This is a genomic window from Rheinheimera sp. MMS21-TC3, from assembly GCF_032229285.1.
Lineage (GTDB): Bacteria > Pseudomonadota > Gammaproteobacteria > Enterobacterales > Alteromonadaceae > Alishewanella.
The window spans coordinates 1,577,768-1,602,732 of the sequence record NZ_CP135084.1 but is presented as its reverse complement, the minus strand read 5'-3'; the positions used below and the strand labels follow the sequence as shown (position 1 = coordinate 1,602,732).

The window sequence follows — 24,965 nt, the reverse complement described above, 5'->3', positions numbered from 1 at the left end:
AACCCGCCGAAGCGGGTTTATTTGTACTATGCAATTATTACCATATATAACGCTGTATTTTACTTAAGTCATCACCACTATGGTTTAAAAAACACTTATGCATTTCAGTTCCTGCATAAGCCCCGTAACTATTTTTTGCATTAATTGCCACATTAAGAACATGCCTTACGCCGCTTGAATCTGGCTCCCATGTTTTAAATGAGTTCTCAATACGTACTGACTCTTGATCTTTCCAGCTTTTGGTTCTTTTTAAATAGGCTAAACACTTAGCTTCAACATCATTAAAGGAACTAGATCCCGAAACACTAGATACATTTACATTTATTAACTCTGCATCATCAGCGCAAGGAGTTTGACTATATGTAACTACACCATTAATTTCGCATTTATACACGCTGGCCTGTGCATTAAAGCTAAGTAACGCTAGTAAAATAAGGTATTTCATGTTGTTGTCCCTAACTTAAGTTACCTTGAATATACAAAATAACTTAGGTTAAGGCAAAGCCTATAACAACTAGGCTTTGCGGTTAATTTATATTTTCTTTATGACTGAGCCGTCACTCGGAAAAACTTACTTGTGCCGTTTGGTTTAGATTCATCTGATAGCAGTTCGCCTGCTACTGATACATCGGCAAACTCGGTACCAATTGCACTTAAACCGGTTGGGCTTGGTTTCCAGCGCCAACAGTCGATAACGTGCTTTTTACCGTTAACGTCGTTAAGGCCTTCGATTACAACATCGCCTTCTTCACCAAACGCGACTAAAGCTTGCAACAAGTAACCTGCTGGTACTGAGTAGCTTACTTTAATTTCGTCTGATGCCGCTATTTCACTGCCTTCTGGTACAGTAATACCTGCACTTGAAACAATGTAATTTGGCGTGTCGTTTACACTATGTAATGCTGGAATTAATACATCTGCTGCGGTGTTAACCGTAACAGTAGCGCTAGTATCGATCATGTGTTCAACACGCAATAGGCGGTCTAAGGCGCTTACTGTTAATTCTTCATCGGTTACTGTGGTTGTAGCAATGGTTGAAACGGTACCGGCGTTTAATAATGCTAAGTTGCTAGCATTTAAGCTGGTGATACCTATAGCTAAGTTAACCGAGGTAATGCGTTCTAATACTTCTGCGTTACCACCACCACCGCGATAGTTTGGCAGTGTTTTTTTGTCTACATCATAAGTGATATCAGCTGAACTGCAGTTGCCAATATCACGGCCTTTGTAATAAATGATTCCGGAGCCGATAAACGACACCTGTTTTGTTTCTGACATGGTTTTTACTCCAGTTTTTCACTGTATGTTGTGGTTAAAATAAGGCTTAAGCCAGCCCAAGGTTGACCCGGTGATGGTTCGATGTAACTTGTTTCAGAATCTTCTGTTGGTTGAGCGCTTAACATTCCGTGCCAGTTGTTAAATCGATCTTCTGATTTTTGTGCAAACAATGCCGTTCTTAGATTAACCAAATATATGTTTAATCTGTCAGCTAAAGTTTCTGGTTCGTCGTTATCGTGCTCGACAAGCTGAATATGAAATTGCATGTCGTCTTTAATGGCTTTGCTTTGAAATGTGGCTCTACTTGCAACTGGGCCTATTGTGATTAATGGCCATTGCTCTACATTTTGTAAGTAACTGCTAGCCCAACCAGTTTTAACTGTTGCGGTAGGAAACTTAGCCTTTACACGGTTTAAAATTTCAAGCTGAACTTGGTTTGCTTTGTTACTCATAGGTTTAGCCTACTAATAAAGTCATCGAATATTTCTTCATGGCTTGGTTCCAGTTCTTCGCGGAACCATGCAAAAGCACCGTGTACTGATGGGCCATAAAGTGTTTTAAATTCATGGTATTCTTGGCCGTTTTTAACTTTTTTCCCATTTCTAATTCGATAACGCTGAACGGGTTTTCTTATTTCACCAGTGCGGGCAACCATACCAAAGTTACCTGATGTGAATGATCCCCTTTTTAGCTTCATTGCAAATGCATACGTTATGTTTTTACGTGGGTTCTCACGAAGCACTTGTACGCTTATGCCGCCGGAGCGTTGCGCAACTTTTATACCTGCTCGAGTTTCTTGCTTAGCGCCAAACCTAATTAACTGTGTTGCCCTAACTCTGGCGCTGATCGTTGCTTCTAACTTTTTTGGATTTGCGCGTGTTCTAATTTCCATGCGCTGAGAAATGTAACTTTTCTCTAAGTTGTAACGCCCATGTATGGCGTCTATGGCTTCTTGTTTTACTTTTACTGCAAACGCATTAAGGGTTTTTGATAGTGCAATATGGCCTTGCATATCTAATGATTTAATAAACGCTGCTATTTCTTCTGGGCTACTCATATTACATACCAATAAACAAAATGTTCGGTACCCGACCTAGCGCCAACAAACCGCGCTGGATCTGCCGTATCAGTAAATTTATACATCTTGCTACCATGCTTTAGATAACGACCTTGCTTTATATAGCTAGCCATTATTCTATCTATCTTAACCATGCTTATTTCAGATGTTAGCGCCTTAAAATCCTCGACTTCGTCTACACGTTTGGCAATATGCACGTTTACTGTGGCAAGCACAGTCGTTTTATTGGTATCTAGTATTTGCATACTTTCACCAAAAGTTGATAAAACAGCGCCCTTTACGAGCGCTGCTGCATTACTAAAGGCTGACATTAGGCTACTGAAAGCTTAGTAATAGCTAATGGGCGTGTGCAAAGGTAAAACGGGTTAGATTGCGCTTCACCCTGAATACCTTTTTTCATGCTCATGGCTTCAACATGGGCATAAAACGGCAAACCTACTGTACCCACGGTGTCGGTGTAGTCGGCTGGTGCGTTACGGCCAATAAATAAGCCCGGTACAACTGGCACTAAGTAGGCGTCTTTGTCGCCAATAAACTTACGCTCTACGCCATCTTCATCTACCACAGCTGCGTCGTAAGCAAACGCGGTTACGCCGTGAAAGCTTAGACCGTCTGTCATGTCTTCTACGTTGTCGTTACTGTTGCCGTTGCGGTTTTGCAAGTAAGCTGTAACGTCGGGTGCTTCGCTGAATTTATCGAAGAACGATGGGCCACACACTAAAAGCCAGCGGTTAACTACGGCTTGGCCTAGCTTTTTCTTAGCTGCGGTTTTAGCTGCACTTAACATTGATTTAGCTTTTTTATCGGCTGGTACAAAGGTTGTGGCGCCTGGCTCGGCAATACCAAAGGCAGTGTAAATGTTATGCAGTACTGTGCCGTCTGCAGCCATCACCTTGCCGGTAATAGCACCTGCGCGCATTAATTCACGCGTGGCCGTTAAACGCTGCCGTTGGTGCTCAAGTTTTTGGTTAACCACTTGCTGTACAGCTTGCACTTCTGACTGCGTACCAAAAGCGCGAACGTTGGTAATTTCGTCGGCCTTAATGCTGAACGGTGCAGGCAAATGCACTGTTGAAAATGTAACCAGCTTGCGGTTGGCTTTTTTAGCGCCTTGTGCCGGTTCGCCACGTACACCCGCATCAACTAACGATAGCACTTCGCCGTCGTATTCAATTTGGAATGTAGTAGTGGTAATGCCTTGCTCTTGGAATAAACCAAGGCTTGCTAATAGCGTTGGGGCTGATTGTGCTTCGTTGATCGCGGCTGTCAGTGATGATAACTGAAAGTTCGGATCAGCTAAGAATTGATCTAAGTTCATTTGTACGTCCTCTGCGGATTTTTAAATAAAAAACCCGCACTAGGCGGGTATTTAAATGGCTTGTAATGGGTTTAACGTTTTTGTTTAGGTTTAAGCGCCACGAACAACAATGTGTGCTTTTGCTAGTTCGGCTACTGCACTGGCTAAATTAGGTGCAGTGTAGCCAGTTGGTAGCGTTAAACCGTTTAGGTTTACTTCTGTTAAACGTGTTGTTGCTACACCTTCAACATCAGCCGCGCTTGCGTCTACATAAGCATAACAAATACCTTTTGCTAATTCGGCACCGGCGTCGTCGGCAAAATCAAGCTTTACTGCTTTAGTTGCAACAATTGCATACACTTCACCTGGCACAAACTTGCCACCAGAGAAGGTTACTTTGTCGCGGCTAATGCTGCCGGATTCCATTTTGATGTAATGCCCAGCATTGGGCACTTGTACTTTTAATGACATGGTTATGTCCTCTTGGCCCAGTGGGCTTGGTTAGTGAATTAAAAAAGCCGCTGTTATAAGCGGCTTGGGTCGTTATAGGCTGATTTGTGATCGGGCTGTTTTACACTAGATGCTTGGGTTTGCACCTGCTTTGAGCTTGTGACTTCTTTGTCATCACCATGTGCTGTTGCAGCGGTTAGCACTACTTTTAACATGGCAGCTGGATCGTCAATGTTTGCCGATACTTCAGGAAATATTGCCGATAAATCAGCTGCGGCTAACGCATCACGCACACCACCCAAGGTAGCTAAGCGAGTTTTAACGCCAGCTTCAGTTAATTTAGCGGTGATTAGTGGCGCTATTTGATCTGACATGCCAGCTTCTGCACATAATGTTACAACGAGTTCCGCGCTTGCTACTGCTTCTGTTGCTGTTACTACAGCGGCTGTCTGCTCGGTAGTTTGTTCAGTTGCTGCCGAAGCAGCGGGTTTTGTTGCAGCTGCTGCTGCGGGTTTAGCTACTGACATAGTATTGTTTCCTATTGACATGGTTCTGTTTAAATTGCGGCAGTGATCTGCCATCATTGCAACGCCATCGGCGCTATTTACAAGCTGTTCGGCTAGGCCAACATCTACAGCGGCTTGGCCGTTATAGGTTGCGGCTTCTGTGTCTAATACGGCCTGTAATGATAAGTTGGTATATTCAGCAACTTTGCTGGCAAATTGCATGCGGGTACTATCAATCTCGGCTTGCCATCTTGCGGCTACGTCTTTTGGCAATGCTTGGTATGAGTTGCCATCAACTTTGTGCGAGCCGGAATGTAATAGCGTTATTTTTACGCCTTCATTTTCTAAATATTTTTCATAATCGGCATGGGCCACAACAACGCCAATACTGCCTACTGTGCCTGTTTGCGTTACTAATCTGCGGCTTGCGGCTGATGCTAACAGCTGGCCTGCGCTGCAATTCATGTCGTTGGCAATGGCCCAAACGGGTTTAACCGCATTAGCACGGCGAATAACATCGGCCGTATCAAAAGCACCAAACACTGTACCGCCTGGTGTGTGCATATCTAGGTAAATGCCTTTTACATCGGGGTCAATTAATGCTTGGTTTAGCATGGTTTGTATGCCGTCATAACCTTGCAGACCCGATTTAGGCCTTACGTTACCGGTTTTATGAGCAAGTGCGCCATGAATAGATAAAACGGCTATTCCATCTTGAATATCGTAATGTCTGTACTGGCCTGTTACTGGGTGTACATAACTTTCTGCAACTACTGTCATGCCGTCACGGGTTAACTCTTGGCCTTGGGCATCAACTAACGATTCAGCTCCTAACCGCAAACCTAGCGCACTAAAGAACACTCGGGCATAGCCCACATCCATAGCTAGCGGCTTGTTAAGTGCTGCTGCGGCTATCATTTGGTAGTTACTCATCGTCTTTATCCCGTTTTGTGCTAGTTGTGTTGCGTTGGCCGCGTGCTTTTCGGGCTGCTGCGTTACGTTCTTGAATGTCGGTGAGGTCTTCGCCTTGCTCTGCCACTACGTCTTCATGTGCTAATAAATCGGCATCAATAGCAGTAATTTTCGCTTCAACATCAATATTAGGGTTAATGTAAGGCCAGCCGTGTGGGCACCAAATGTCGCTATGGTATTCAGCACTTTGCGTGCTGTAATTGGGTAAATTAATAGCGCCTGATAATACTGCTCGTTTTAACCAGTGCTTGCGCATCCATTTTAGAACCTGTGGGATCATTAAGTGCCACTGGTCCATTTGGACTTTGCGGCGGAATTCGTTAAGAATGGCGCGTACTAAGCGGTCGTTTACTTTTTCCCAATCGCCAGTTAATAGCTCATAAGGTAAGTCTTGCGCTGATGCTTGCATCATGGATTGCCAACGCATAAAGTCGCCATAACCTTGGCCAGTGTCGTCACCTTTGAATAGATCTATCTTTTCGCCCGGTTGCAGTTCTAACATGGTGCCGGCTTCAACTTGTGCATTACCAAAAGCGCCACCTTCTGATAAAGGATCACCGGAAACTGGGTCGAACAGCCAGCCGTCATCATCGGTTATATCGTAATTTTCGCGGTATATTGCGCCTGTGTAGGGTGCGCGTGTTTGTTTACGTGTTAGCTCTGCATCGTCGTAACTGTCGAATGTAATTGCTTTAACTAAGCCAGCTGCGCTGTCGGGTTCGCCACGTATTTGACCAGGATGTAATGGGTTAAAATGGTGCGCAACTTCATTAGCTGGAACGCGAACCAAGTTAGATAATGATGACGTATAGTTATACATTTCGCCGGGGTGTTCGCGGTACATGTGATAAGCCACACGTTGGCCACGACGGTTAAATTCAATACCTGCAATAATGCGATTGCCATTCGCTAAATTGTCGTTGTAATCAAGCGGTACAAAGTCAGCTTCTAACACTTGAAACTGAATTGGTACTATTAAACCTGATGCTATGCCGCGATAACGAACCCGTATAAAACATTCACCGCTTAATCGTCTTGCTCGGGCAATTTGAGCTTGCATGCCGTAAACGTCTAACAGCATTTCTGGATCAAACTGTTCGCATGAGTGCTCCCAGCAATCGTTAATGATTTTGTTGATCTCTTTGCTTTTAGTTTTAGCGCGGGGTGTTATGCCAATGCCTATTTCGTTGGTTACTTTCTTTTCAATAGCGCTACGAATAAGTGGCATATTGCGATGGCCAGCACGGCTGCGGTTACGCAACTGGGGCAATGCACCATTTAATGCACTATTTGCGCCGGTACTGGGTGCATAAACACCACTTAACCGCCGACCATTACCAGCGCCTTGGTATGGGCTATTAAACACAACGATATTTTGGCCGTTGGGGCCTAATATGGGTGATTTACGAAATGACATTAAACCCCCTTGTTAACTTGCATTGCATAGCCAAAGCGACGGCGTTTCTTAGTGGGCGCTAGTGCTTTTTCCATCGTTGAGATCACCCGCTCCATTTCAACTAATGAGCGATAACTGATTTCATCACCACTTGATAGCCGTACTCGGGTCATGCCGCTGGCATAGGCTTTTTTTAATTCTTGTAGCTGAGTTTCGCTATACATTATGTTGTCCTATACCTTACTCTGCGTTGCCGTGGCGCGGCCTTCTTAGCTGCCGGCGCTAGGTGTTGCTTGTCGGGGTGATAAACGTTTATGTTCTCGTTCCACGGCTGCGCCCAACGTGCTGGTGCTAACCAAAACTTGGGTTTGTGGGTTTGTAACTGATATTGCGCGGCTTCGTTGTAGCAGAGTAAATCCCATGCTTCGTTTGCTCGCTTTTTATTAGCTTTATCCCAGCGGCCTTGTTCGTCGCGGCTTTCTGCTGTTAGTTCTTCGTAAAACCATGCGCCTAGCCAATTTGGAAAATGCACATAGCCCGCGCCTTCAGTTTCACGCTCTAGCTTGCTGCTTATGTTATCTTTCAAGCGGTTAGTTGCCAGTATGTGCAGTGGCACATCACCTTTGGCTGATGCTTTACGATCTGCGCGTTTGGTGTTATCTGGCCGCGTTATTTTTACCATTTCTGTTTGCGCTGAACTGCCACCTTTAACCAGCATTAGCTTATGGTGGCGATTTTCAGTGCGTAGCTTGCGGTAATAACCGTAGGCGTTATCAGATACGCCATCTTCACCGCCGTGGTCACATACTATTAGGTGTACGTGCATTTCACGGCCGCTTTCATCGTCTAGCGGGTAGCCGCGGTCGAGTATTAATTTGCTAAGTTGTTCCCAGTCTTCTGGATAACCAGCCGGATCAATTTGGTGATAACGCTCTGTTAGTTCGGTTGCGTTATCGTCTTTAATACGCGCCGATAGCTTTATGTTGTAGCGGTCGATTACCCAGCGTTCGTGCTCGCTGTTACCGTGCACCTGCACCACAAAGCGGCGGTCTTTACCTGCTTGTACGTCAACACAGGCAACTAGGAACAATACGCCATCGGGTACGTGCCGCTTAGTTGTTACTTCTGCTCGTTCGGCTAATCGGTCTGAGCTGCGTTTTCTATCTGATTTTTGATAGCTGTAAGGCCTACCCTGATCGGTGTTAATTGTTGCTTTTAGCTTTTCTTGGCTGCCTGTTGCTTCAAAGTCTTTTACGCCGGATAAGTAGTTATAAACTAACTGCTCCCAGCTTTGAAACGATGCTGCTGGCCCTTCCATCCAATAGCTTAAAAAGTCGGTATCTATTAACGTGCCGGTTATTTCACCAGCAGCACTAATGCTACATCCCTCTGGTACCCAACGCGATGCCATTAACATTGCTTGCTTGGCTGTTTGCTTTATTTCAGCATCACCGCAATGCGGGCAAAAGCAGCTAACTGTGCGGCTGGCTTTGCGTATATCGGTTTCGCTTTCATCCCAGCGTAAGTATTTCCATTGTGCAGGGAAAAACTCACCACAGCTGGGGCATGGCCAATACAGTAACCGCCTATCGCCAAGGTTATATAACGCACCAACGCCTAATGTTGGCGGGAATTCATGCGGCTTTTCAGCGCTAGGTACCCAATCAGGATCTAATACTTCATAGCCTGGGCTGCTTTCAGCCACTGCCATACCGCGACTACGAAATGACTGAGTACGCTTAAGCGCTAAATCGAAGCCTGAACCTTCGCCTTCTACATCGAGCAAGGTTTGGCTTCGGTCGTAATCAGTGATTATTACGCGGCGCCATTCTGAGCTAGCGAATATTGATTTAGCCGGCCATGCTAGCTTTAAGTAGTTTCCAGCCCGTAAAACCTTGTCATGCAAGTTGTTATCGTGGCCGCGTGGGCTTAATAACGGCTGTAAGTCGGGCGAGTTATCAAGCATTGGGCCGATACGCTTCTTGCTAAACTCTGCCGCTTTCTCTTTTGTTATTTGCACTACTAGCATGTCGCTAGGGTCGCATTTCACATCGTAAGCAACAAAACCATCTACTAATGCTTGGCTTTTGCCTGTTCGCGCAGGACCTACGAATATTAAGCCCCTATGCCTACGGCTAGTAAGCATATCGAGTGGCTCACGCATGTAAGGCGTGGTTTCAATGTCCCACTTACCCCAGTTGCCACTGGCTAGTTTTACCCGCGCATATTCTTGCACCGCTTCAGTAACTGACATGCGAACCGGTGGTTTTAACAGGCTGGCGATATCGCGCTTAATTTGGCTAACATCACCATAATTAATCATCGTCTTCGTCTTCCGGATCCATGCCGCCGCGAATGGCGTTCAGATACATATTTTCACGTACCTGATCAATAATAATTTGTACTCGCTCAAGTGCCGAACCCGACAAACCTACTTTTGATTCCAGTTCATCAACTAAACTATCGAGCGGGTTAACGACTGCTTTAACTAATTCAGCCATTGCCCTAGCAACATCGTCACTAGGTATTAAATCTTTTAATTCAGTTTCGAGTTTTAACTTTTCACGCTGTGCTTGATACCAAGCTTTAAGGTCCTGCGGCAACATTAAGGCAGGATCTTGAGTCGGGTTATCTTCCCCCGTTATTACCTCACCAAATAGCGCTGGACCAATATCACTCAAGTGATACGTTGGGTGGCCTTTTCTTATGCCTGCCGGTTCAACTCTAGCGGTTTTTAATCTCGCTGATACTGTGCGTCGGTCAATGCGGAACGCTTCAGCGATACGACTAATGGACCACGCATAGGCATCATCGATGTTGTGCAATGTACCCATGCCATAGCGATCATCTATTTATATAAAGTTCTCTGAGAATGTACAGCTCGTACAAGTGCCCAGCCCTTGTAAACACTGGAAAATTAATAACTTGTGGTGGATCACCATAAAACGCCGAAAAAAATTGTTTCACCGCGCTTCTGCGCTCCCGTGGTGCTAACGAGGATCGGCAGGGTCCCCTGCGGTATATTCTTGGCTTAAATATTCAGCTGCAAGTAATTGTTTAAGCCGAAGCTCGTGCTGCAGTCTTGCCCATTCGTGTTTCTCTGCATCATGTTTTTTTCTGTTAGACCACACTTGCCACTGTATAAAGCCCAAGCAAACGGTAACTATGACACCTAACATTAAGGCTAAATTGGGCAGTGATAGCAGCCCGCCAAAGGCAGTGCTTATTGCGCTAAAGTAAGCGGCTATGGTTGTCTGCTTTTCCATTGTTGGTTTCATCACTAAGTTATTCATATCACTGACTTCCGCTTTGGGTAGCCCATTCAAGTAACCGCATATCATTCGTTTGACATTTATCTATAACCATTTCCAAGTGGCGTGCGTAAGCCAGAAGATCTTGGTTAGTTACTAAACTAAAAGTCTGAGCCACTGCGCAAACGGTAATTAATTCTGCTGGTGGCATTACCGGCACCAACTTGGTTACTGTTACTGTTCTTATTATCGGTTCTTGTTTCGGCATGCCGGAGCATGCTGCTAACATCAAAAGGAATAGGAACAGAAGCCCAATTTGAAATGGTTTCATTTTCATTAGCCTTTAGTTCTGTAATCAATTTCAGTGCAGTTTGGTATTCACTTTCAATAAGCTTAAGTTTCTGTTCACGTTTAATTTGAATTTCAGTTAATCGCTGGCGTTCATTAAGCAAGTGCTGCTTTTCTAATTCAGCCGCGTGTACCTCATCAGCTAAATTAATTACTTCAGTTTCTTTATCTGCATATTGTTGCTGCAGCTTATCCAGCTTAATAGTAAGTGCATCGGCTTTATTGTTGGCATGCTCTATAGCAAACCAACCTGCAGCAGCAATGGCCAGAACAAATAATATTAAGATAGATTTAATGTTGGCCATTAAGTACTCCAGATAAACATAAATCGCGCTCATGACTGCGACGCTTTATTAAACCGTTCAACTTAACTCCACGCGCATACACCCAACGCGTAAGCTGGTTACATGCTTCTACTCTACTGCCAGCATTAAGATACTTTAGTAATGTGCTTGACCTAAAATTAGCCGCGCCAACGTTGTAATGAAATGATAAGTAAGCAGCATGCTCTTGCTCTGATAGCGGAACATTAACAGCACTAAGCAGCTGCTGATTATGATTAACTAAGTCTTTTGCTAATAACTCTAAGCACTGCTGATCTGACATAACGACGCCTAGCTTTAACTCTTTGCTAGTGTGACCAAAGCAAGCAGTGATAATGCCAACCGGATCTATATAAGTGCCAGGTACATAACCTTCACTATCTGCAATCATTGCGCCCGTTGTCGCTAATGCACCTGCTAAACCAATTACAGCCAGTCGCTTAGCTATATTATTCATATTTATTCCAGGCATAAAAAAACCCCAGCTGAGGACTGAGGTTAATAGATATATTTTGCGCGGCTTAAACACTTACAACTCGTGCAAGCTTAACTAAATATAGCCGTTTTAAAGGGGCTTGTCGGCCGCATTAATGCGGCTTTTGTAAAATATTAACTCCTTACAGCTAACTTTTTAAAAAAAATTGTAGTACAGTAGTATTATATAACTAATTGGTTATAAATTGACTTGGGAGGCATTAATGAGCGTACTCAAAAAATTACTAAGTTGTTTTTCTGCTGATTACAAAAAGTCAGATCAAGAGCTTCTTGATGCTTTAGAGAATAACCAAGACCAATATATTGTGAAATCTAATGGTTCAATAGCTTTAAATCTGGCCAACTTACAGACACAGAAAAAAATTCAAGATGAAATAGCTAAGTACAAAGGCTTTACTCTTTCTACTAAAGGCTAAGTTCTGATGGGTGCACTATACGTAGTATTAGTTTTAGCAGTTGGTTACGTATATTGCAGCATAGACCCAGCATCAAAATATAAATTAGCTCGCCGTGACGGTTACTCTTTATACTTCCATATAGGCTTTTGGGGCGTAATATGGACTATTATTGCAGTTTTTATATTTTTCATTCTTGATTTAACTAATATACCTTCATTAATACTAGAAAAAATTGGAATTCATTTTAATATTTTCCAGCCAGTTTCTACATTTACAATGCCTGAAATTAAACAATTGCTTTTATGTATAGGCGCGTTATCAGTTACTGCATGTATTGCATTTTGCAAAAAACTTTTCTACGTATTTTGGCCGACGCAAAAAAATAAATTTATTCTTAAAACAGTTAAGAAAAACGCCTTAGAATTAATATTATTTGAGTCAGTTAGCAATTCTTTACCATTAGCATTTACAATGGACTCAGACAAAGTATATGTCGGGTTTGTTTCAGAGTTTGATTTACTAGAAGGCAAAATAGAGTTTATTACGATACTGCCGCTACTAAGTGGCTATCGAGACGATAAAAAAATGCTGAAATTCATGACTAATTATTACGAACATTATATACAGAACATTGGTGAAAAGGCTGAAAAGCCTGACTCTCCTGAAATGGTTAGGCTTTTGAATAAATTTAAAATAGTAGTGCCTTTCTCAGAAGTAGTATCTGTTAATGGGTTTGATATAAACGCTTATAAAGAATTTATAGCCTCAGACTTTAACCCTAACTCTTATAGAGAATCAGGAAAGCAAGTAGAGGTTACACACTCAACTTTTCACGAAGCAAGCTAAATCATTTAAGTGATAAGTTCTTAATTGGCTACCAGCACAACGGACTATTTATTATTAAATTAGTCTCAGCATGTAGCAGCGCTAACCGCTCAGTCGAACTAAGCTTAGCCTGCTTTATATAACGCCTAGTAATAACTGCTTTTTGTGGTACTGGCAAAGGCCTTACCATCTTATCAATACGCTTTATGTAATCTGGCACATGTATATTTTCAGAATGATGGCTAAACAAATGTTTATCTGAACTTATCCAAACGCCTGTTCTCATTACTTCACAGCATCGCTCGGTTACCGATGTGCTAGCGTAACCCTGTAACGATTCTTTGTTAGCCCAAAACTTACCCCAATGTTTTAATTCTGCTCGAAGCTCTTTTATATTCATCATTATTGCGTCTCCCGAGCTATTGTTATTGCATCTAATAAATCAATTTTAAAAGCACACTCACAAATCTGCATGGTCTGTCCAAAGCTTGGTTCTGTTTTCTTGTGCTCCCAGCGCTGATAAGTGCTGCGATCAACATTAGACATAAAGCAGACTTCCTCTTGAGTAAGTCCAATCTTCAAACGCACGCTGCGCAGTATGTGCCCGCCATGCATCCATCTCGGTTCGCTCTGCATACTAGCCCCCAAACAACGCTATTAATGCAGCATCGCGGCAATCTTCATTACTACGACCAGTCCAACCGGTTAACTTATTAAAGTATGCGGCATCCTTTTTACAACGGGTTTTGTGGCCGCCAACCAATGGCCTACAAGGTTTAACCTGGTAACCCGCTGCCGTAATGGTTTCAATAAGCAGCGTAGCAACCGCTTTTACCTGCCCTACGTTCTGGCTTATGCGGTTGCTAACGGCTTGTTTATTTCGGGCCGTTGGCAACATTCGTGGGAAAGTTGGCTTTATAAGGTTTGGGTCTTCAATCTTTATTAGCACGCTATTAAGCGCAGATTGGTAACTCAGCCAATTAAGCATTCCAGTAAATGGAATTCTATCTAGCTTAAGAATTCTGCCGTTTAGTATGACAGCAACACCACTGGCTGTTAAATCTGGATCAATACCAATTATTAGCACATAAACCCCATTTAAAATGTTCCGTACTGTAAAATTCTAAAATCAAATAAAACCTATTATCTGCAATGTGTTATCTAATTATTAAGCTCTATCAATGCCTGCATTGTGCCAAGTGTTAAACGAAGTATTTAACCACTCGTGATACTGAGTTAAGGCGGCATGTTTAACGTCTAACGCATCAGCTTTTATATACACAGCATCTAACCCTTTCTGCTTATGGTTTAACATTCGCTCACCAACCCAGTAATCAATACCTATCGTTGCCCAGGCACTACGAGCCAGTTTGCGTAAATCGTGCGCACTAAACTTACCCGCCGACACAGCCCTAATTAGTTTCTGAGCATCGTTGTGTGTGAATTCTTTACGGTTAAACTCAAACAGGTATTCACCTTGGCTATGCTCCCTAAATTCCAGCAGCACAGCTTTAGCTTGCTCAGTAATAGGCATAACATGGTTAGAGTCGGTTTTGGTTATAGCTGCGGGAATAGATATTCGGTTGGCTTCAAAATCGAAATAGCACCATTTAAGCTTTCTGGTTTCACCAACGCGGGTGGCATACATCAGCATAAATAACAGCATGGTTTTAATAGGCTCAGACAACCCCATAATTAACCCCATAGTGCGGCCAGCATCACTAACAAGTAATCGGCCTTGCTTTGGTTCAATACGCCGCTGAATGTGATCACCAAAGCGCATGCTGGCCATAGGGTTAATGCTAACTAAACCAAGTTCACCAGCACTTTTAAAAGCCCGTTTTAATACCGCAAAATACTGTCTAATCGTAGATGGCTTAAGTGCTGCGTTCTGCAGCGGTAGCATTAGCCGCTCATCAATGGCTAACTTAGTTAACTCAGTAATTTTTATACTGGCTAAGCGCGGTAATAAGTGTTTTTCAATAGCGCATTTCACGCCTTTGCGCCTGCTATCACTTTTAACTGACTCCCGCTCAATACGGCCTAAATACCACTTAAGCAGCTGGCCAACCGTAGCAAAACCACTATTTTGCACATCAGTACCCGTTGCTAACTTTTTTAATATTTCAGGCACTATCGACTGCGCATCTTTAGTTTTCAGTGCTGGCCAGTAACCTAACCGCTGCCTTACCTTTTTACCTTCTTCGTACCGCACTAAATACCACGTCCCTTTAGTGCGGCTTTTATGTAGCCGCAATGCTAACGGATGACGCTGATCACGCAGCTCACTAATCGTTAAATCTGCTGCAGAGCGAACCACAGCAGCATCAGTTATTGATAACGCGACAGACTTCATCATTCAGCAATAACCGCCTTACGGGTAAAGGTTTTAACGTTTTCTAAGTGATCAGCAACCAGCAATAATTCATTACCAGCTAATTCATCAGCGCGATAACGCGCTTGCGGATCAGCCGGTGCATTTTCTAACGTGTTAGCTGCTGCACTACGCAAGTGATTTATTGCTTCTTGTATGTGATACTGCGTTTCAAATTTGTGTGTCATTACTTCCCCTCGCCAAAGTCTTTACGGTATTTATTAAGTGCTGCTCTGTGTTGTTCACGTTGCTTTTCAGGCATAGCTTGTAATTTATTTTGAATAGCTAACCGGTTCATTTTTCCAGCGCGTTTCTGATGCAACCAAAAACACGCTAACGTTTCAGCAGCTGCCATTTCTTGCTGTTCTTTTGGTAACTGGCACAGGTTCACGCCATAGCCCCCGCTGGTTTATTGGTTCGGTAGCTGGGCCAGTAGCATTCAACTAAGTAAAAGCTGCTAAACAGCCTGTCTGCTATGCGCTCCCCCATGTGATTGGCTAAATCATCAAGCTTCATATTGGTTAGCACTACAGTGCTTTTACCTTTAGTTACACGCTGATCAATCACCGCATTAATAATTTTAATGTCGTAATCTTGCGTGCTACCTAGCTCTATTTCATCCAACACAAGCAGATCAACCGCAGCAAAACTAGCAATAACCTTTTCTTCAGTTAGTGGGCTGTCATAACTGCGTGATGCGCGGGCTTTCATCTGAATTTCAAACGCTGTGGCTACAGCTGCACTTTTGCCACTGACATTAAGCGCATTACAAATAGAACTGGCCATGTGGTTTTTACCTGTGCCTGTACTGCCACAAAACACCATATTTTTAACTGCCCCGTACTGACCAAAGCTTTGCAAGTAATCACGACAAGTGCTTATAGCTGCTTTTTGCTCAGGCCTGTAAATCTGATAGCTTTCCAACGTAGCGCTTAGGTAAATATCTTGCACACCGCTGCGCTCAAGTAACTTTTTAACATCACGCTGTTGCCGTTCAGCTGCCAACTGCTCTTGCTGGCGGTGGTAATCAGCCCTAGCTTCACGCTGCTGAAACGAAAACCATTCATCAGGTGTAAACGCGCTGTGCTTAGCGTTAGATTTAACTTTGGCCAATAGGCCGCGGGGTACGTTTAACAAAACAGGCTTATTCATAATTTCACCGCCAATTCACGGGCTTTTTTGCCCCAGTCTTGTGCTGTCATCGGTTTGCCATTGGCGCCAATGGTTATTCCCTTCTGGCCATTGCCATACCCGCCTTTTCGTTCAGAGTGCAAGCTTGCCAACCTACCCCAGTGCTTTCGCAGTGCAGCAGGGCTTTGAATATTGGTTTTCCAAAAATTGTCTGTGTGTGCCAGGGCAAATAACGTAACCATGTGTTTTGGGTTTCGTTCGTCTGCCGTTCGCATTAGCCGCACCTCGTTAGCCCAAGCTGCCATGTTCTTCGGTGCTCTGAAATGTTCGCCAAGTGTGTTGCTTAAAATTGTTTTTAGCTGATTAGCGGTTTCTAGGTCTTCAGCTGTACCCCAATTTTTTCCGTTTTGAATGGCTGCATCTTTTTTCAAAGCGGTGTCGTCAGCCGAAGGTTGCGACGTAATAATTTGTCTTTGGTTGGTTGTCTTTGGTAGGTTGTCTTTGGTGTGGTCACAATTGCGGCTACTGCTCGACACAATTGCGGCTTCTTGTGGTTGCAATTGCGGCTTCTTGTGGTTGCAATTGCGTCTAGTACCGTTGGTTGCAATTGAGGCTTTATTTCTGGTGTAAGCAAGTTTTTTACTGCCAGAATTTTGCCAATCGCTAATTATTTTATTAATAGCGACAAGCTTCATAATGCCCGACTTTTGAATAGTAATAATATTGCGCTCTTCTAACTTCTTCAGGCCTGACTTAACCGCGCTTAAACCCAAACCGGTTAACTCTGCCAGGTAAGTATTTGTTACCCTGTCGGCTTTTTTGTTATAACCATACGTGCAACGCACAATCGCCATCAGAAGCTGGAATTGTGAACCGCTAATGTCCTGTTTGCATATTTCTTCCAACAGTTCATTTGCCAGCTTACAGTAGCCGTTTTCGATATCTGCTATCACGGGCTTTGCCTCGTTACGTTTAGCGCTAAAATCAATTACATTCGGGATATTCATTGGCCTAATCCCCTTGGTTTTTAGTAAAACGGCTTAGCGCATTTTTAGCTTGTTGAACACTTTTACCAGTATCAAGAATCCACTGGTCTAAGTGCTTATTAACGGTAACGTGCTTTAAATCGCCATCCCTGCACACTGTTATCATTTTTCTTAACTGCAGCTCTTTAAGACCCTTTCGAACGCACCGATCGCTTAGGCCTGTAAGCTCAGCGATATGAATATTCGTTGTTATATTGCTATCCAGCTTGTAGCCATAGGTCATACCAAATACAGCTGATAGAATCCGGAACTGGGCGCCAGACAAATCCACATGGCACATTTTTTTCAGAACAAAATTAGTAATGACTGATGCAGTTTCTTCCTTTAACTCGCATTCAGGCTCTTTATTGTTGCCCGATCCGTAAAAATTGATTACATTAATAGTCGTCATTGGCTTACCTCTTTTAAGTTAGTGACTTGGCCCACTCTGAACAGTGGGCTTTTTTTGTTTCTAAAATTCGTTAGTTGCTGTCTTTCCAGCTGTCAGACGTCTTTCCGTCGGTCAAGACAACAACAACCCTTATGGGTTTACGGCATTTAACCTCGCCGCGCAGGTATTACTTACCAATCACCGCTGTAGGGTGCCTTGGTAAATCTCTTACTTGTCCTTTCACTAACGCATTCAGCGCCAGCGCTTCAGTTACAGTGCTCATTAATTTACTGGTAACACGGTCACATTCTTCGCTATCAATAATCCCGTCTTCACGGGCTTTGCGTATTTCACCCAATGCCGCGCCAAATTCTTCATTTACACGCATTAACTGATCACTTAATTCTTCATCACAGCTAACCGATTCAGGCAACTTAACAAACACACCACCGCGCTGATGCGCCCATGCTTCTAAAATCGCGTTATCATTAGTTAGTTCGGTAATTGCAACAGCTTCGCCTAAACCTAATTTATGAAAATCTTGATCAGGGTTTAATCGGTTACCTAACACATTTGGGCTGACACCCAACTTGCGGGCTAAATCGCTGGCGTTATGCCGCTGGCCCAGCAAGTAAGCTGCAACCATGGGGCATTGTGGATCTTGTTTTTGCTTTAACGTGTTATTGCTCATAAGACTGTTACTCTTAATCTGTAATTAACTGGATTGTTGAATTTGTTTAACCTGCTTAGCTTTAAGCGCGCCGCCAGTTAAATGCTGAATTTGATAAGCTCGAAGCTCAGGAATCTGATCAGGCCATTGAGATATTGATTGACTAGTAATTCCCAAAGCTTTAGCTGTTTTTATAACCCCGCCGAAATGGGATATTACATCGGCTTTTTTCATTAAAACCTCAGAACGTAACTAAATTAACATAAATTGTAAGCCAGCTTACAATTTAGCGCAAGGATTATTTCGGTGATGAAACTTACACAGAGTGGTAAGCTTGCTTACATGAAAATGAGTGAAAGAATTTATAAGCGAAGAAAATCGCTGAAACTAACCCAAGAAGCCGTTGCTGTTCAGGTCGGAGTTAATCGCGTTTCCGTATCAAACTGGGAGACAGATAGCATTAACGGATCAATGCCTAGTGGCAAGCACTTAATAAAACTAGCAGAAGCCTTAAGGGTTACCCCTCAATGGATATTAAGTGGTGATGAAGCCATCCAAGAAAGTAAAACGAATAATGAACAGATTGAACATGGCCATGTCCTTGGGACTTTTGAGCTATGGGATAGTAAAACCCCCCTTGGCGATGATGAAGTAGAATTGCCGTTTTACAAGGAAGTTGAATTGTCAGCAGGAAATGGATCAGAAGTATTAAGACAAGACACAGGCTTTAAACTGCGTTTTGCAAAGTCCACCCTACGCAATAATAACATTCAGCCAGATTTAGCTGCCTGCGTATCGGTTAGCGGTGACAGCATGCAACCTGTTCTGCCAGACAAAGCAACAGTAGGTATCGATACAGCCAGTACCAAGATTAAAGATGGTGAGATGTACGCTATAGATCACGATGGCCTATTAAGAGTTAAAATACTCCACCGCTTGCCAGGTGGCGGTATACGCATTCGCAGCTTTAACCGCGACGACTACCCAGATGAAGATTTACCAGCTGAACAAACGACTAAAGTTAGAGTACTTGGCCGCGTGTTTTGGTATTCGGTATTAAGGTGATTACTTAATGATTATTGCGTTTTATATCATTAATTGCTTTAATATATCGAGAAAGATATAATGCGCTTCCAATTTTGCATTAATGCCACTAAAGATCTAAATGCTTGGAAAGTTGATGATAAATTTGCTTATGTTCAAATTGTTGCAATTCTGCAGCAAATTTCATCAGATCCACAGCTGGAAGACATGCTATTAGAACGTAGTGCGGATAATGATGGAATAAGCTTTAGTAGATGGGTGCAGCAGTTTCGTAAAGGAAATGACTTGTATAGAATTAAAACCATCACACCCGAAGGTTATTCTAACGCTAAATGGCGAATTATATATGCTTATCTGCCCATAAGCAGATCACGGTCAGAGCCAGAGTTTCACATACTTGCATTACCTCATAGGGATAAATTTGATTATGACAATCCAGAAGACTGTATTACAAAGCGAATTATTGCAGACCTTCGACTTTTATACTGATCAATTTAAAAGCTCTGCTTTATCACAAAATAAAACAGTAAATTTTTATCATCACGTTAGCGCAGATAGATCTACTCCTGTACAAAGTGTTTCGCTTGACGACGTGCTAGCTGAGCTAATGCAAGACAGCGAAATGGCAGGCTTATTTTCTGAAGCAAACAAACAAATTGCTGAAACATATTATAAAGATGAAAAAAGCTTAAGAGCTATGCGGTTGCAAAAAGGCATAACTCAAGGTCAATTAGCTGAAGCTATTGGCACAAGTCAGCCACAAATTTACAAGTTAGAAAATGGCGATAACGACACTAGATCAAGTACCGTTATTAAGCTTGCAAAATATTTTGATTTACCGCCTGGTGAAATGTTTGAAATTTTAAACGGAGACGGCAATGAAGCCTAACTTCTCAATTTTATTTTGTGACGATATAAGGCATGAGATTGGTGGTAAAGTTTCATTAATGGGAATTTACGGCACACATCTCCTAGTACCTTCTCTGCCAATAGAAATATCTAGGTTAGTTATTCATTTCAGTATTGAACTTCCTGTAAATATGAAACCTAATTCCATTAAAGTAAATATTCTTCTTAATGGAAAACATCATGCATCCATTGAACTAGCTAGTATTGGATATAACGAAAAACTAGCTCAAGAAACATTACATCATCGTATAATTGGCGGTACAGACCTAAACGATATAGAAATAGAAGAAAAAACAAATCTTGAAGCTTCAGTAGAATTAGATGGTGAATTTGTTTACAACACAAAACTTATTATAGATACAAAAATGCATTACAATGAAGAGCATGCGCTAATTGAATAAACTCAGTTACACTAAAAACTATTTTAAGTGGTAGGTTCCATTATGGAAATACCCATACCACCAACCCGCTACGGCGGGTTTTTTATTGCCTGCAATAACCCAACTGCAAATATAAGCCCCCTCTCAGAAACATTAATACACGCCTGATTAAACTTATCTAAAAATTACGTAATCAATCTAGCCAAATAAATAATGTAAGTAAATTTACTTTTTAGCTTGACCTAATATGTAAGCTGACTTACATTATGTAAAAGAAGCAACGCAAGGCAACTAACATGAAACCACTAACCGATTACGTAAACCTAACCCTAACCAAAGCAAACCGCTTTATTTGGATATTAGTTGCAGCAGTAACCGTGTTGTTTGTTGCCGCCATAACGCTAGGAGCATCAGCATGATTACGCCATCACTAACCGCAGCCTTAGCTCATAAAGCTGCATCGCCAGTACCTTCATCAATACGCATTAACGGCAGACAGTGGCAAGTGGTTAATAAACTGCAAACCATGACCACACAGCAGCATGAAGCTTTAGTTATGGCCTACGAATGGCACCAAGCCTTTAACCGCATTAATGACGATGTAACTTTCAACCCTATTCAGTTTGAAATACATAGCATTGCTACAAAACACAAAGCGCCAGCATTAGCCAACGAACTGCGCCAGCTTGGCCTGCTGCAATGCCACAACGGCCGCTACTGGCTAAGCCCAGCAGGTTTAAATCTAGTTAAAACTGTACCCATCGAAAACGTGGAGTGTTAACCATGACAGCAGCATTAAAAATGGCCGCACCAGGCGAGCTAAGCTACCAACTAAAAAAGCTAATGGTTTTTTGCGCCGAACCAGCGCGCAGCATTAAAGCTATGCGCCATCACTTGGCTGTTACTGAATCGGTAATACAAGATTTACTAAACCAAGCGTTAGCGCAAAAGCTGATATGGCGCCAAAGCAACGGTATGTACAAAACAGTTGGTACCAAGCTTGCGTTTATTCAAGCAGAACAAGCCCCAGCGGAAAGCTCATTACTGGCGCTGGCCAGCACACCAACACCAGTCGAAGGATCGGTATTTACCGCAACGCCAAGTGAGTCAGTAGAGTTAGACGTTGATGTAATAGACATAGACGACTGCTTGCAAGAAGCAGACTGCGCACAGCCTAATATTTTGCGGGTTAGCTGCCCCATTGAAAACTCATTAGCACGCCTTAACCGCATATTTGCACCAGATCAACTGCCTGAAATAGACAATATCGACGATAAGCAACGCGCCCTATCTGGTATTGCCCTAATGATAAAACCACATGATGAATTTTTCGCCAGCGTGCTTAACGAGCTATCAGCCGATTTATCTGTAATTCGCCTACACCAAGAACGGAGGGTTTAGTTATGTCGCTAATCTACGTTGTAACAGTTAACGGCCAGCCCACCTACGCAAGTAAAAGCGAAGCGTCGGCTAATGAAGAAGCTGCGCTAAATGGCGGTGTTGTAACGCAAGTTTATTTGTTTGGTGGGGTTTAGTGTGAACAATCTAAAAAAACAACGTCTCGAATGCGCCAATAGAAATTGCCGTAGAACCATGCTTTTCTCTGAACTTGTCCCCGTTAAGGTTGAGGGCATGGTTAGAACTTTGGGTTGCCCCAATTGCAGCTGTGATTCTACTTACGATATTGACGCGCCGGTTACTAATGAACGAGTGGACCAGTGCAATGAGTTAATAGCGCTGATCGCTAGCTGTGGCCGTAAATTTTTCTGCGACAAGGAAACCGGATATATATCAACGTTAGAGCTAGCCAAAAACGGTCGAGTTCTATTCGTTGATTACTATACCAGGCGCCGTGTTGACACCCATTCACACGCATGGAGTGGCTTTACATCGGGCGGAACACTGCGCAACTTAGTTACTGATATGCGTGATTACATAAAATCTGGAAAGCAGATTCCAAGTTATTTTATAGGGTTAAATCGTCAGGACGGCACCAATATTTGGGGCTACCCAGAAGATGAAATTCAAGCACTTAGACTTCAAGCTGCAAAGCTGCCCATGTTCATCAGCGAGGTGGTGGCATGAGCAAAGACGCATATCAAACGCCGCCAGAAGTATTTGCATTTATGAATTCTGAGTTTAATTTTAAATCAGATGTTTGCGCATCTGTCGAAAACTCACTGTGCAAATACTACATCACAGAGCAGTTAAATTGCTTAACGCAAAACTGGTTAACAATGTGTATCGATGTAGGCGATTACGTTTGGATGAACCCGCCCTACTCAAATATAGGCCCATTCGTTGCCCGTTCCGCTGAAATGGCGAAACAAGGCATTGGCACTGTAATGCTAGTAATGATGGATCAATCTGTCGGCTGGTACAAAGAAGCTGTTAAAACATGCCAAGAAGTGCGCTTAGTTATTGGCGGCCGGTTATCGTTTATTAACCCACTAACCGGCACGCCAGCTGCAGGCAACAACAAAGGCAGCATGTTTATTATTTGGCACCCGTTCGGACGTACTGCAGTGCAATACAGCCATTTAGATCGTGATGAATTACTAGAAAAAGGCCGTGAAACATTAGCTACTAGCAATCAACTCGACGACATCAATGTCGTTAACTTAGATGATGTACTTGAATTAACTAGTAATTCAACGCAGTTAGATCAGCCAGACCATAATGCTGACGCCAGCAAAATGGTTAATACGCATGCTACCGACATTGATGACGGTACCAAACCATTAATCTTAGAATTCACCAGCGAACAGCTACAAGCGCAGCTGGCCAGCGGAACGCTACCGTTCAATGGTGATCACCTTGCGTTAATGCTGCAACTCGATGCAATGTTTGGCAAACAAGAAACCTACACAAGCAAACAAGTAAAAGCTGCAGTAATAGCGTTTGATGAACCGCAAATGGTTAGCAAAGCACCCGTAAAACAAAAACAACATTGGCCAGACGATATAACTGAAATGGTAGATATGGCAAACGATTTTAACGGCCTAAAGCTTAACAAAAATACATATAACGAAATGTGCCAATTAGCAGAAGACAGCTTAACCGCCGGTTTGAAGTTTAATCAAATTGTTAACTTGATTGCAGATACAGCCCGCAATTCAGAAGCGAGTGTAACAGCATGAGCGACATTCAATTAAACCGCTGCCCACATTGGGATTGCGGCTGGTGTTACGCACCAAGCGAAGTTGAAAACAATTCCAAAGGCGGCAGTTGTTGGGCGGCAAATAATTGCCCAGTGCAGCAGAAGCTAATTGAAGAAAAGCAGGCAGGTTAAAAATGAGCATGGAAATAAAAACAGCACTACGGCAACTATCTGAAGCGGTGTTACAGGCTGGGGACGAAAGTCTGCCATTGTTATTTAATGCTGCAGCTAACGCTATTGAAGATGCAGAAAAAGAGCGCGACCAGCTAAAGGCGCAGGTTAAGCAGTTGCGCTTATGGGCTGACAGACTTAGTTTTGAGCTGGCACACGATGATAATTACCAGACAAGCCACGCATTCTGTGAATTGCAGGACTCACTTGCGGTAACACCAGCCCAATGCCTTGCAGAAATCAAAGCGCGGGCTGGGCGAGATGGGTTTATAGCTGGTGTTGACTACAGCGAAAGCGCAAATTACCTTCCGCAGCAACCGTCAAATCTTACCATTAAAGCAGCAGAAAAATACGCCAACCAACTACGCCAACAGGCTAAGGTAGGTGAATAATGGCTAAAGTAGACGTGGTAACAGCTGATGATTTTAGCTATGCCAATTTCCAATGGTGGTCAAAATGGATAGATATTGCAGTGGTAGAACTAAACCACGAGCCATTTTTGATCCAAATGAAAGTTAGTCGATTCAACAAAAAGAAATTCAATGCCATAAAAATGCACGGTAAAAGCGGATTTTACCCCGTCAACTACAACTCTATTGGTGATTTAACGCCGATGAATAAGGCAGGTGAACAATGAAAAAGCAACGAACGTTAAACATTAGAGTGCGAATTTTGAAAGAAAGCAGTGGCCTGCCGGTTGGTGCTGTTGTTAACGCAAGATCTACTGATTTTGGCTGCATTATCACCAGTTCGCCTTATGAAAAAACATTGCTCAACAAAAGCCAATACAAATTTTTAAGGACTTTGCCTAATGAAATATCTTAGCCAAGGCGCAGAGACGGAGCAGCGATTAACACTGTTAATAAGCTTAACCAGTATTAGTAGCAAGCCAGTGATACAAGCACTGCGCGACCACCTACAAAAAGATTGGCGCGGGCTAAGCGATACATCAGCTGCAGTATTAAACGGTGTGCAGCTACCAAATTTCAACCGTGCATTAAAAACATTAAACGCAGTTGCGACAACAGTTGAACAAATCAAAGATTTGGACTGGCAGCATTTAAAATCAATTAAGTGATAAGTTTTAGAGGTA

The 24,965-nt window shown here is 42.9% G+C and carries 43 protein-coding genes; 17 read left to right on the top strand and 26 right to left on the bottom strand.

Annotated elements, in window-relative coordinates; all coding sequences use genetic code 11:
- Positions 1-37: 37 nt before the first annotated feature.
- The 15 genes from RDV63_RS07975 to RDV63_RS07905 form a co-directional block, all read right to left on the bottom strand.
- The gene (locus RDV63_RS07975) at positions 38-445 is read right to left on the bottom strand and encodes a DUF4124 domain-containing protein (RefSeq protein WP_313908971.1); all 408 of its coding nucleotides are present in this window, start codon (positions 443-445) and stop codon (positions 38-40) included.
- A gap of 98 nt (positions 446-543) precedes the next feature.
- A complete protein-coding gene (locus RDV63_RS07970) occupies positions 544-1,278 on the bottom strand; it encodes a hypothetical protein (RefSeq protein WP_313908970.1) in 735 nt (244 codons plus the stop codon).
- Between the two features lie 5 nt (positions 1,279-1,283).
- A complete protein-coding gene (locus RDV63_RS07965) occupies positions 1,284-1,730 on the bottom strand; it encodes a hypothetical protein (RefSeq protein ID WP_313908969.1) in 447 nt (148 codons plus the stop codon).
- Positions 1,727-2,335, bottom strand: coding sequence for a hypothetical protein (locus RDV63_RS07960; protein ID WP_313908968.1), 609 nt, complete (start codon positions 2,333-2,335; stop codon positions 1,727-1,729). The genes RDV63_RS07965 and RDV63_RS07960 overlap by 4 nt, the downstream gene beginning before the upstream one ends.
- Positions 2,332-2,601: a hypothetical protein gene (locus tag RDV63_RS07955; protein WP_313908967.1), complete on the bottom strand. Its 270-nt coding sequence runs from the start codon at positions 2,599-2,601 to the stop codon at positions 2,332-2,334. The genes RDV63_RS07960 and RDV63_RS07955 overlap by 4 nt, the downstream gene beginning before the upstream one ends.
- A gap of 65 nt (positions 2,602-2,666) precedes the next feature.
- On the bottom strand, positions 2,667-3,674 hold the full coding sequence (locus RDV63_RS07950) for a major capsid protein (RefSeq protein WP_313908966.1): 1,008 nt from the start codon (positions 3,672-3,674) through the stop codon (positions 2,667-2,669).
- Positions 3,675-3,764: 90 nt separating this feature from the next.
- Positions 3,765-4,124, bottom strand: a complete 360-nt coding sequence (locus tag RDV63_RS07945) for a head decoration protein (RefSeq protein WP_313908965.1) — start codon at positions 4,122-4,124, stop codon at positions 3,765-3,767.
- 53 nt (positions 4,125-4,177) lie between these two features.
- Positions 4,178-5,542 (bottom strand): S49 family peptidase, encoded by a 1,365-nt coding sequence (locus RDV63_RS07940; RefSeq protein WP_313908964.1) that lies wholly within the window; start codon positions 5,540-5,542, stop codon positions 4,178-4,180.
- Entirely contained in the window at positions 5,535-6,998 is a 1,464-nt protein-coding gene (locus RDV63_RS07935; RefSeq protein ID WP_313908963.1) for a phage portal protein, read from the bottom strand. Before RDV63_RS07935 ends, RDV63_RS07940 begins: the two co-directional genes overlap by 8 nt.
- Positions 6,998-7,201 (bottom strand): phage head-tail joining protein, encoded by a 204-nt coding sequence (locus RDV63_RS07930; RefSeq protein WP_313908962.1) that lies wholly within the window; start codon positions 7,199-7,201, stop codon positions 6,998-7,000. The genes RDV63_RS07935 and RDV63_RS07930 overlap by 1 nt, the downstream gene beginning before the upstream one ends.
- A complete protein-coding gene (locus tag RDV63_RS07925) occupies positions 7,201-9,300 on the bottom strand; it encodes a phage terminase large subunit family protein (protein WP_313908961.1) in 2,100 nt (699 codons plus the stop codon). Before RDV63_RS07925 ends, RDV63_RS07930 begins: the two co-directional genes overlap by 1 nt.
- Positions 9,293-9,811 (bottom strand): DUF1441 family protein, encoded by a 519-nt coding sequence (locus RDV63_RS07920; RefSeq protein WP_313908960.1) that lies wholly within the window; start codon positions 9,809-9,811, stop codon positions 9,293-9,295. Before RDV63_RS07920 ends, RDV63_RS07925 begins: the two co-directional genes overlap by 8 nt.
- 156 nt (positions 9,812-9,967) lie before the next feature.
- The gene (locus tag RDV63_RS07915) at positions 9,968-10,270 is read right to left on the bottom strand and encodes a hypothetical protein (RefSeq protein WP_313908959.1); all 303 of its coding nucleotides are present in this window, start codon (positions 10,268-10,270) and stop codon (positions 9,968-9,970) included.
- 119 nt (positions 10,271-10,389) lie between these two features.
- Positions 10,390-10,881: a hypothetical protein gene (locus RDV63_RS07910; RefSeq protein ID WP_313908958.1), complete on the bottom strand. Its 492-nt coding sequence runs from the start codon at positions 10,879-10,881 to the stop codon at positions 10,390-10,392.
- Positions 10,868-11,356, bottom strand: a complete 489-nt coding sequence (locus RDV63_RS07905) for a lysozyme (RefSeq protein ID WP_313908957.1) — start codon at positions 11,354-11,356, stop codon at positions 10,868-10,870. Before RDV63_RS07905 ends, RDV63_RS07910 begins: the two co-directional genes overlap by 14 nt.
- Positions 11,357-11,597: 241 nt before the next feature.
- Between RDV63_RS07905 and RDV63_RS07900 the strand changes: the two genes are divergently transcribed.
- Positions 11,598-11,810: a hypothetical protein gene (locus RDV63_RS07900; RefSeq protein ID WP_313908956.1), complete on the top strand. Its 213-nt coding sequence runs from the start codon at positions 11,598-11,600 to the stop codon at positions 11,808-11,810.
- 6 nt (positions 11,811-11,816) lie between these two features.
- Entirely contained in the window at positions 11,817-12,638 is an 822-nt protein-coding gene (locus RDV63_RS07895) for a hypothetical protein (RefSeq protein ID WP_313908955.1), read from the top strand.
- A 28-nt stretch (positions 12,639-12,666) separates the two neighbouring features.
- Here RDV63_RS07895 and RDV63_RS07890 read toward each other — a convergent pair whose 3' ends face one another.
- The 11 genes from RDV63_RS07890 to RDV63_RS07840 form a co-directional block, all read right to left on the bottom strand.
- The gene (locus tag RDV63_RS07890) at positions 12,667-13,020 is read right to left on the bottom strand and encodes a hypothetical protein (RefSeq protein WP_313908954.1); all 354 of its coding nucleotides are present in this window, start codon (positions 13,018-13,020) and stop codon (positions 12,667-12,669) included.
- Entirely contained in the window at positions 13,020-13,253 is a 234-nt protein-coding gene (locus RDV63_RS07885) for a helix-turn-helix transcriptional regulator (protein WP_313908953.1), read from the bottom strand. The genes RDV63_RS07890 and RDV63_RS07885 overlap by 1 nt, the downstream gene beginning before the upstream one ends.
- A 1-nt stretch (position 13,254) precedes the next feature.
- Positions 13,255-13,704: a hypothetical protein gene (locus RDV63_RS07880; RefSeq protein ID WP_313908952.1), complete on the bottom strand. Its 450-nt coding sequence runs from the start codon at positions 13,702-13,704 to the stop codon at positions 13,255-13,257.
- Between the two features lie 81 nt (positions 13,705-13,785).
- Entirely contained in the window at positions 13,786-14,976 is a 1,191-nt protein-coding gene (locus tag RDV63_RS07875) for a tyrosine-type recombinase/integrase (RefSeq protein ID WP_313908951.1), read from the bottom strand.
- Positions 14,973-15,179 (bottom strand): hypothetical protein, encoded by a 207-nt coding sequence (locus tag RDV63_RS07870; protein WP_313908950.1) that lies wholly within the window; start codon positions 15,177-15,179, stop codon positions 14,973-14,975. Before RDV63_RS07870 ends, RDV63_RS07875 begins: the two co-directional genes overlap by 4 nt.
- Positions 15,179-15,382, bottom strand: coding sequence for a hypothetical protein (locus tag RDV63_RS07865; RefSeq protein WP_313908949.1), 204 nt, complete (start codon positions 15,380-15,382; stop codon positions 15,179-15,181). Before RDV63_RS07865 ends, RDV63_RS07870 begins: the two co-directional genes overlap by 1 nt.
- Entirely contained in the window at positions 15,379-16,143 is a 765-nt protein-coding gene (locus RDV63_RS07860) for an ATP-binding protein (RefSeq protein ID WP_313908948.1), read from the bottom strand. The genes RDV63_RS07865 and RDV63_RS07860 overlap by 4 nt, the downstream gene beginning before the upstream one ends.
- Positions 16,140-17,129: a replication protein gene (locus RDV63_RS07855; protein ID WP_313908947.1), complete on the bottom strand. Its 990-nt coding sequence runs from the start codon at positions 17,127-17,129 to the stop codon at positions 16,140-16,142. Before RDV63_RS07855 ends, RDV63_RS07860 begins: the two co-directional genes overlap by 4 nt.
- Before the next feature lie 4 nt (positions 17,130-17,133).
- On the bottom strand, positions 17,134-17,559 hold the full coding sequence (locus RDV63_RS07850) for a replication protein (RefSeq protein ID WP_313908946.1): 426 nt from the start codon (positions 17,557-17,559) through the stop codon (positions 17,134-17,136).
- Positions 17,560-17,725: 166 nt separating this feature from the next.
- Entirely contained in the window at positions 17,726-18,229 is a 504-nt protein-coding gene (locus tag RDV63_RS07845; RefSeq protein WP_313908945.1) for a phage regulatory CII family protein, read from the bottom strand.
- A gap of 24 nt (positions 18,230-18,253) precedes the next feature.
- A complete protein-coding gene (locus RDV63_RS07840) occupies positions 18,254-18,442 on the bottom strand; it encodes a Cro/CI family transcriptional regulator (protein ID WP_313908944.1) in 189 nt (62 codons plus the stop codon).
- Between the two features lie 75 nt (positions 18,443-18,517).
- Here RDV63_RS07840 and RDV63_RS07835 point away from each other — a divergent pair, with 75 nt between their 5' ends.
- The 15 genes from RDV63_RS07835 (at position 18,518) to RDV63_RS07765 (ending at position 24,950) form a co-directional block, all read left to right on the top strand.
- The gene (locus RDV63_RS07835) at positions 18,518-19,273 is read left to right on the top strand and encodes a helix-turn-helix transcriptional regulator (RefSeq protein WP_313908943.1); all 756 of its coding nucleotides are present in this window, start codon (positions 18,518-18,520) and stop codon (positions 19,271-19,273) included.
- 60 nt (positions 19,274-19,333) lie between these two features.
- A complete protein-coding gene (locus RDV63_RS07830; protein ID WP_313908942.1) occupies positions 19,334-19,741 on the top strand; it encodes a hypothetical protein in 408 nt (135 codons plus the stop codon).
- Positions 19,680-20,141 (top strand): helix-turn-helix transcriptional regulator, encoded by a 462-nt coding sequence (locus RDV63_RS07825; RefSeq protein WP_313908941.1) that lies wholly within the window; start codon positions 19,680-19,682, stop codon positions 20,139-20,141. The genes RDV63_RS07830 and RDV63_RS07825 overlap by 62 nt, the downstream gene beginning before the upstream one ends.
- A complete protein-coding gene (locus tag RDV63_RS07820) occupies positions 20,131-20,562 on the top strand; it encodes a DUF6941 family protein (protein WP_313908940.1) in 432 nt (143 codons plus the stop codon). Before RDV63_RS07825 ends, RDV63_RS07820 begins: the two co-directional genes overlap by 11 nt.
- Before the next feature lie 275 nt (positions 20,563-20,837).
- On the top strand, positions 20,838-20,960 hold the full coding sequence (locus tag RDV63_RS07815) for a hypothetical protein (RefSeq protein ID WP_313908939.1): 123 nt from the start codon (positions 20,838-20,840) through the stop codon (positions 20,958-20,960).
- Positions 20,957-21,322 (top strand): hypothetical protein, encoded by a 366-nt coding sequence (locus RDV63_RS07810; RefSeq protein ID WP_313908938.1) that lies wholly within the window; start codon positions 20,957-20,959, stop codon positions 21,320-21,322. Before RDV63_RS07815 ends, RDV63_RS07810 begins: the two co-directional genes overlap by 4 nt.
- 2 nt (positions 21,323-21,324) lie before the next feature.
- Positions 21,325-21,942 (top strand): hypothetical protein, encoded by a 618-nt coding sequence (locus RDV63_RS07805; protein ID WP_313908937.1) that lies wholly within the window; start codon positions 21,325-21,327, stop codon positions 21,940-21,942.
- 2 nt (positions 21,943-21,944) lie between these two features.
- Positions 21,945-22,076 carry a hypothetical protein gene (locus tag RDV63_RS07800; RefSeq protein WP_313908936.1) on the top strand — a complete coding sequence of 44 codons (132 nt, stop codon included), beginning with the start codon at positions 21,945-21,947 and terminating at the stop codon, positions 22,074-22,076.
- A 1-nt stretch (position 22,077) separates the two neighbouring features.
- A complete protein-coding gene (locus RDV63_RS07795) occupies positions 22,078-22,626 on the top strand; it encodes a hypothetical protein (RefSeq protein WP_313908935.1) in 549 nt (182 codons plus the stop codon).
- A complete protein-coding gene (locus RDV63_RS07790) occupies positions 22,623-23,681 on the top strand; it encodes a phage N-6-adenine-methyltransferase (RefSeq protein ID WP_313908934.1) in 1,059 nt (352 codons plus the stop codon). Before RDV63_RS07795 ends, RDV63_RS07790 begins: the two co-directional genes overlap by 4 nt.
- Positions 23,678-23,833, top strand: coding sequence for a hypothetical protein (locus RDV63_RS07785; protein ID WP_313908933.1), 156 nt, complete (start codon positions 23,678-23,680; stop codon positions 23,831-23,833). Before RDV63_RS07790 ends, RDV63_RS07785 begins: the two co-directional genes overlap by 4 nt.
- 2 nt (positions 23,834-23,835) lie before the next feature.
- The gene (locus RDV63_RS07780; RefSeq protein WP_313908932.1) at positions 23,836-24,264 is read left to right on the top strand and encodes a hypothetical protein; all 429 of its coding nucleotides are present in this window, start codon (positions 23,836-23,838) and stop codon (positions 24,262-24,264) included.
- Positions 24,264-24,509 (top strand): hypothetical protein, encoded by a 246-nt coding sequence (locus RDV63_RS07775; RefSeq protein ID WP_313908931.1) that lies wholly within the window; start codon positions 24,264-24,266, stop codon positions 24,507-24,509. Before RDV63_RS07780 ends, RDV63_RS07775 begins: the two co-directional genes overlap by 1 nt.
- A complete protein-coding gene (locus RDV63_RS07770) occupies positions 24,506-24,697 on the top strand; it encodes a hypothetical protein (RefSeq protein ID WP_313908930.1) in 192 nt (63 codons plus the stop codon). Before RDV63_RS07775 ends, RDV63_RS07770 begins: the two co-directional genes overlap by 4 nt.
- Complete coding sequence (locus RDV63_RS07765) at positions 24,684-24,950, top strand: hypothetical protein (protein ID WP_313908929.1); 267 nt, start codon at positions 24,684-24,686, stop codon at positions 24,948-24,950. Before RDV63_RS07770 ends, RDV63_RS07765 begins: the two co-directional genes overlap by 14 nt.
- Positions 24,951-24,965 lie beyond the last annotated feature (15 nt).

What these genes read in the sequence shown, in the direction of transcription:
- RDV63_RS07925 (WP_313908961.1), bottom strand. Translation starts at nt 9,300, where the DNA reads ATGATTAATTATGGTGATGTTAGCCAAATTAAGCGCGATATCGCCAGC.
- RDV63_RS07765 (WP_313908929.1), top strand. Translation starts at nt 24,684, where the DNA reads ATGAAATATCTTAGCCAAGGCGCAGAGACGGAGCAGCGATTAACACTG.
- RDV63_RS07895 (WP_313908955.1), top strand. Translation starts at nt 11,817, where the DNA reads ATGGGTGCACTATACGTAGTATTAGTTTTAGCAGTTGGTTACGTATAT.
- RDV63_RS07785 (WP_313908933.1), top strand. Translation starts at nt 23,678, where the DNA reads ATGAGCGACATTCAATTAAACCGCTGCCCACATTGGGATTGCGGCTGG.
- RDV63_RS07850 (WP_313908946.1), bottom strand. Translation starts at nt 17,559, where the DNA reads ATGACGACTATTAATGTAATCAATTTTTACGGATCGGGCAACAATAAA.
- RDV63_RS07775 (WP_313908931.1), top strand. Translation starts at nt 24,264, where the DNA reads ATGGCTAAAGTAGACGTGGTAACAGCTGATGATTTTAGCTATGCCAAT.
- RDV63_RS07875 (WP_313908951.1), bottom strand. Translation starts at nt 14,976, where the DNA reads ATGATGAAGTCTGTCGCGTTATCAATAACTGATGCTGCTGTGGTTCGC.
- RDV63_RS07860 (WP_313908948.1), bottom strand. Translation starts at nt 16,143, where the DNA reads ATGAATAAGCCTGTTTTGTTAAACGTACCCCGCGGCCTATTGGCCAAA.
- RDV63_RS07960 (WP_313908968.1), bottom strand. Translation starts at nt 2,335, where the DNA reads ATGAGTAGCCCAGAAGAAATAGCAGCGTTTATTAAATCATTAGATATG.
- RDV63_RS07770 (WP_313908930.1), top strand. Translation starts at nt 24,506, where the DNA reads ATGAAAAAGCAACGAACGTTAAACATTAGAGTGCGAATTTTGAAAGAA.
- RDV63_RS07815 (WP_313908939.1), top strand. Translation starts at nt 20,838, where the DNA reads ATGAAACCACTAACCGATTACGTAAACCTAACCCTAACCAAAGCAAAC.
- RDV63_RS07845 (WP_313908945.1), bottom strand. Translation starts at nt 18,229, where the DNA reads ATGAGCAATAACACGTTAAAGCAAAAACAAGATCCACAATGCCCCATG.
- RDV63_RS07825 (WP_313908941.1), top strand. Translation starts at nt 19,680, where the DNA reads ATGACAATCCAGAAGACTGTATTACAAAGCGAATTATTGCAGACCTTC.
- RDV63_RS07915 (WP_313908959.1), bottom strand. Translation starts at nt 10,270, where the DNA reads ATGAATAACTTAGTGATGAAACCAACAATGGAAAAGCAGACAACCATA.
- RDV63_RS07835 (WP_313908943.1), top strand. Translation starts at nt 18,518, where the DNA reads ATGAAACTTACACAGAGTGGTAAGCTTGCTTACATGAAAATGAGTGAA.
- RDV63_RS07905 (WP_313908957.1), bottom strand. Translation starts at nt 11,356, where the DNA reads ATGAATAATATAGCTAAGCGACTGGCTGTAATTGGTTTAGCAGGTGCA.
- RDV63_RS07930 (WP_313908962.1), bottom strand. Translation starts at nt 7,201, where the DNA reads ATGTATAGCGAAACTCAGCTACAAGAATTAAAAAAAGCCTATGCCAGC.
- RDV63_RS07965 (WP_313908969.1), bottom strand. Translation starts at nt 1,730, where the DNA reads ATGAGTAACAAAGCAAACCAAGTTCAGCTTGAAATTTTAAACCGTGTA.
- RDV63_RS07975 (WP_313908971.1), bottom strand. Translation starts at nt 445, where the DNA reads ATGAAATACCTTATTTTACTAGCGTTACTTAGCTTTAATGCACAGGCC.
- RDV63_RS07840 (WP_313908944.1), bottom strand. Translation starts at nt 18,442, where the DNA reads ATGAAAAAAGCCGATGTAATATCCCATTTCGGCGGGGTTATAAAAACA.
- RDV63_RS07970 (WP_313908970.1), bottom strand. Translation starts at nt 1,278, where the DNA reads ATGTCAGAAACAAAACAGGTGTCGTTTATCGGCTCCGGAATCATTTAT.
- RDV63_RS07935 (WP_313908963.1), bottom strand. Translation starts at nt 6,998, where the DNA reads ATGTCATTTCGTAAATCACCCATATTAGGCCCCAACGGCCAAAATATC.
- RDV63_RS07945 (WP_313908965.1), bottom strand. Translation starts at nt 4,124, where the DNA reads ATGTCATTAAAAGTACAAGTGCCCAATGCTGGGCATTACATCAAAATG.
- RDV63_RS07955 (WP_313908967.1), bottom strand. Translation starts at nt 2,601, where the DNA reads ATGCAAATACTAGATACCAATAAAACGACTGTGCTTGCCACAGTAAAC.
- RDV63_RS07950 (WP_313908966.1), bottom strand. Translation starts at nt 3,674, where the DNA reads ATGAACTTAGATCAATTCTTAGCTGATCCGAACTTTCAGTTATCATCA.
- RDV63_RS07885 (WP_313908953.1), bottom strand. Translation starts at nt 13,253, where the DNA reads ATGCAGAGCGAACCGAGATGGATGCATGGCGGGCACATACTGCGCAGC.
- RDV63_RS07805 (WP_313908937.1), top strand. Translation starts at nt 21,325, where the DNA reads ATGACAGCAGCATTAAAAATGGCCGCACCAGGCGAGCTAAGCTACCAA.
- RDV63_RS07830 (WP_313908942.1), top strand. Translation starts at nt 19,334, where the DNA reads ATGCGCTTCCAATTTTGCATTAATGCCACTAAAGATCTAAATGCTTGG.
- RDV63_RS07910 (WP_313908958.1), bottom strand. Translation starts at nt 10,881, where the DNA reads ATGGCCAACATTAAATCTATCTTAATATTATTTGTTCTGGCCATTGCT.
- RDV63_RS07890 (WP_313908954.1), bottom strand. Translation starts at nt 13,020, where the DNA reads ATGATGAATATAAAAGAGCTTCGAGCAGAATTAAAACATTGGGGTAAG.
- RDV63_RS07870 (WP_313908950.1), bottom strand. Translation starts at nt 15,179, where the DNA reads ATGACACACAAATTTGAAACGCAGTATCACATACAAGAAGCAATAAAT.
- RDV63_RS07940 (WP_313908964.1), bottom strand. Translation starts at nt 5,542, where the DNA reads ATGAGTAACTACCAAATGATAGCCGCAGCAGCACTTAACAAGCCGCTA.
- RDV63_RS07820 (WP_313908940.1), top strand. Translation starts at nt 20,131, where the DNA reads ATGAAGCCTAACTTCTCAATTTTATTTTGTGACGATATAAGGCATGAG.
- RDV63_RS07780 (WP_313908932.1), top strand. Translation starts at nt 23,836, where the DNA reads ATGAGCATGGAAATAAAAACAGCACTACGGCAACTATCTGAAGCGGTG.
- RDV63_RS07855 (WP_313908947.1), bottom strand. Translation starts at nt 17,129, where the DNA reads ATGAATATCCCGAATGTAATTGATTTTAGCGCTAAACGTAACGAGGCA.
- RDV63_RS07800 (WP_313908936.1), top strand. Translation starts at nt 21,945, where the DNA reads ATGTCGCTAATCTACGTTGTAACAGTTAACGGCCAGCCCACCTACGCA.
- RDV63_RS07920 (WP_313908960.1), bottom strand. Translation starts at nt 9,811, where the DNA reads ATGGGTACATTGCACAACATCGATGATGCCTATGCGTGGTCCATTAGT.
- RDV63_RS07900 (WP_313908956.1), top strand. Translation starts at nt 11,598, where the DNA reads ATGAGCGTACTCAAAAAATTACTAAGTTGTTTTTCTGCTGATTACAAA.
- RDV63_RS07810 (WP_313908938.1), top strand. Translation starts at nt 20,957, where the DNA reads ATGATTACGCCATCACTAACCGCAGCCTTAGCTCATAAAGCTGCATCG.
- RDV63_RS07790 (WP_313908934.1), top strand. Translation starts at nt 22,623, where the DNA reads ATGAGCAAAGACGCATATCAAACGCCGCCAGAAGTATTTGCATTTATG.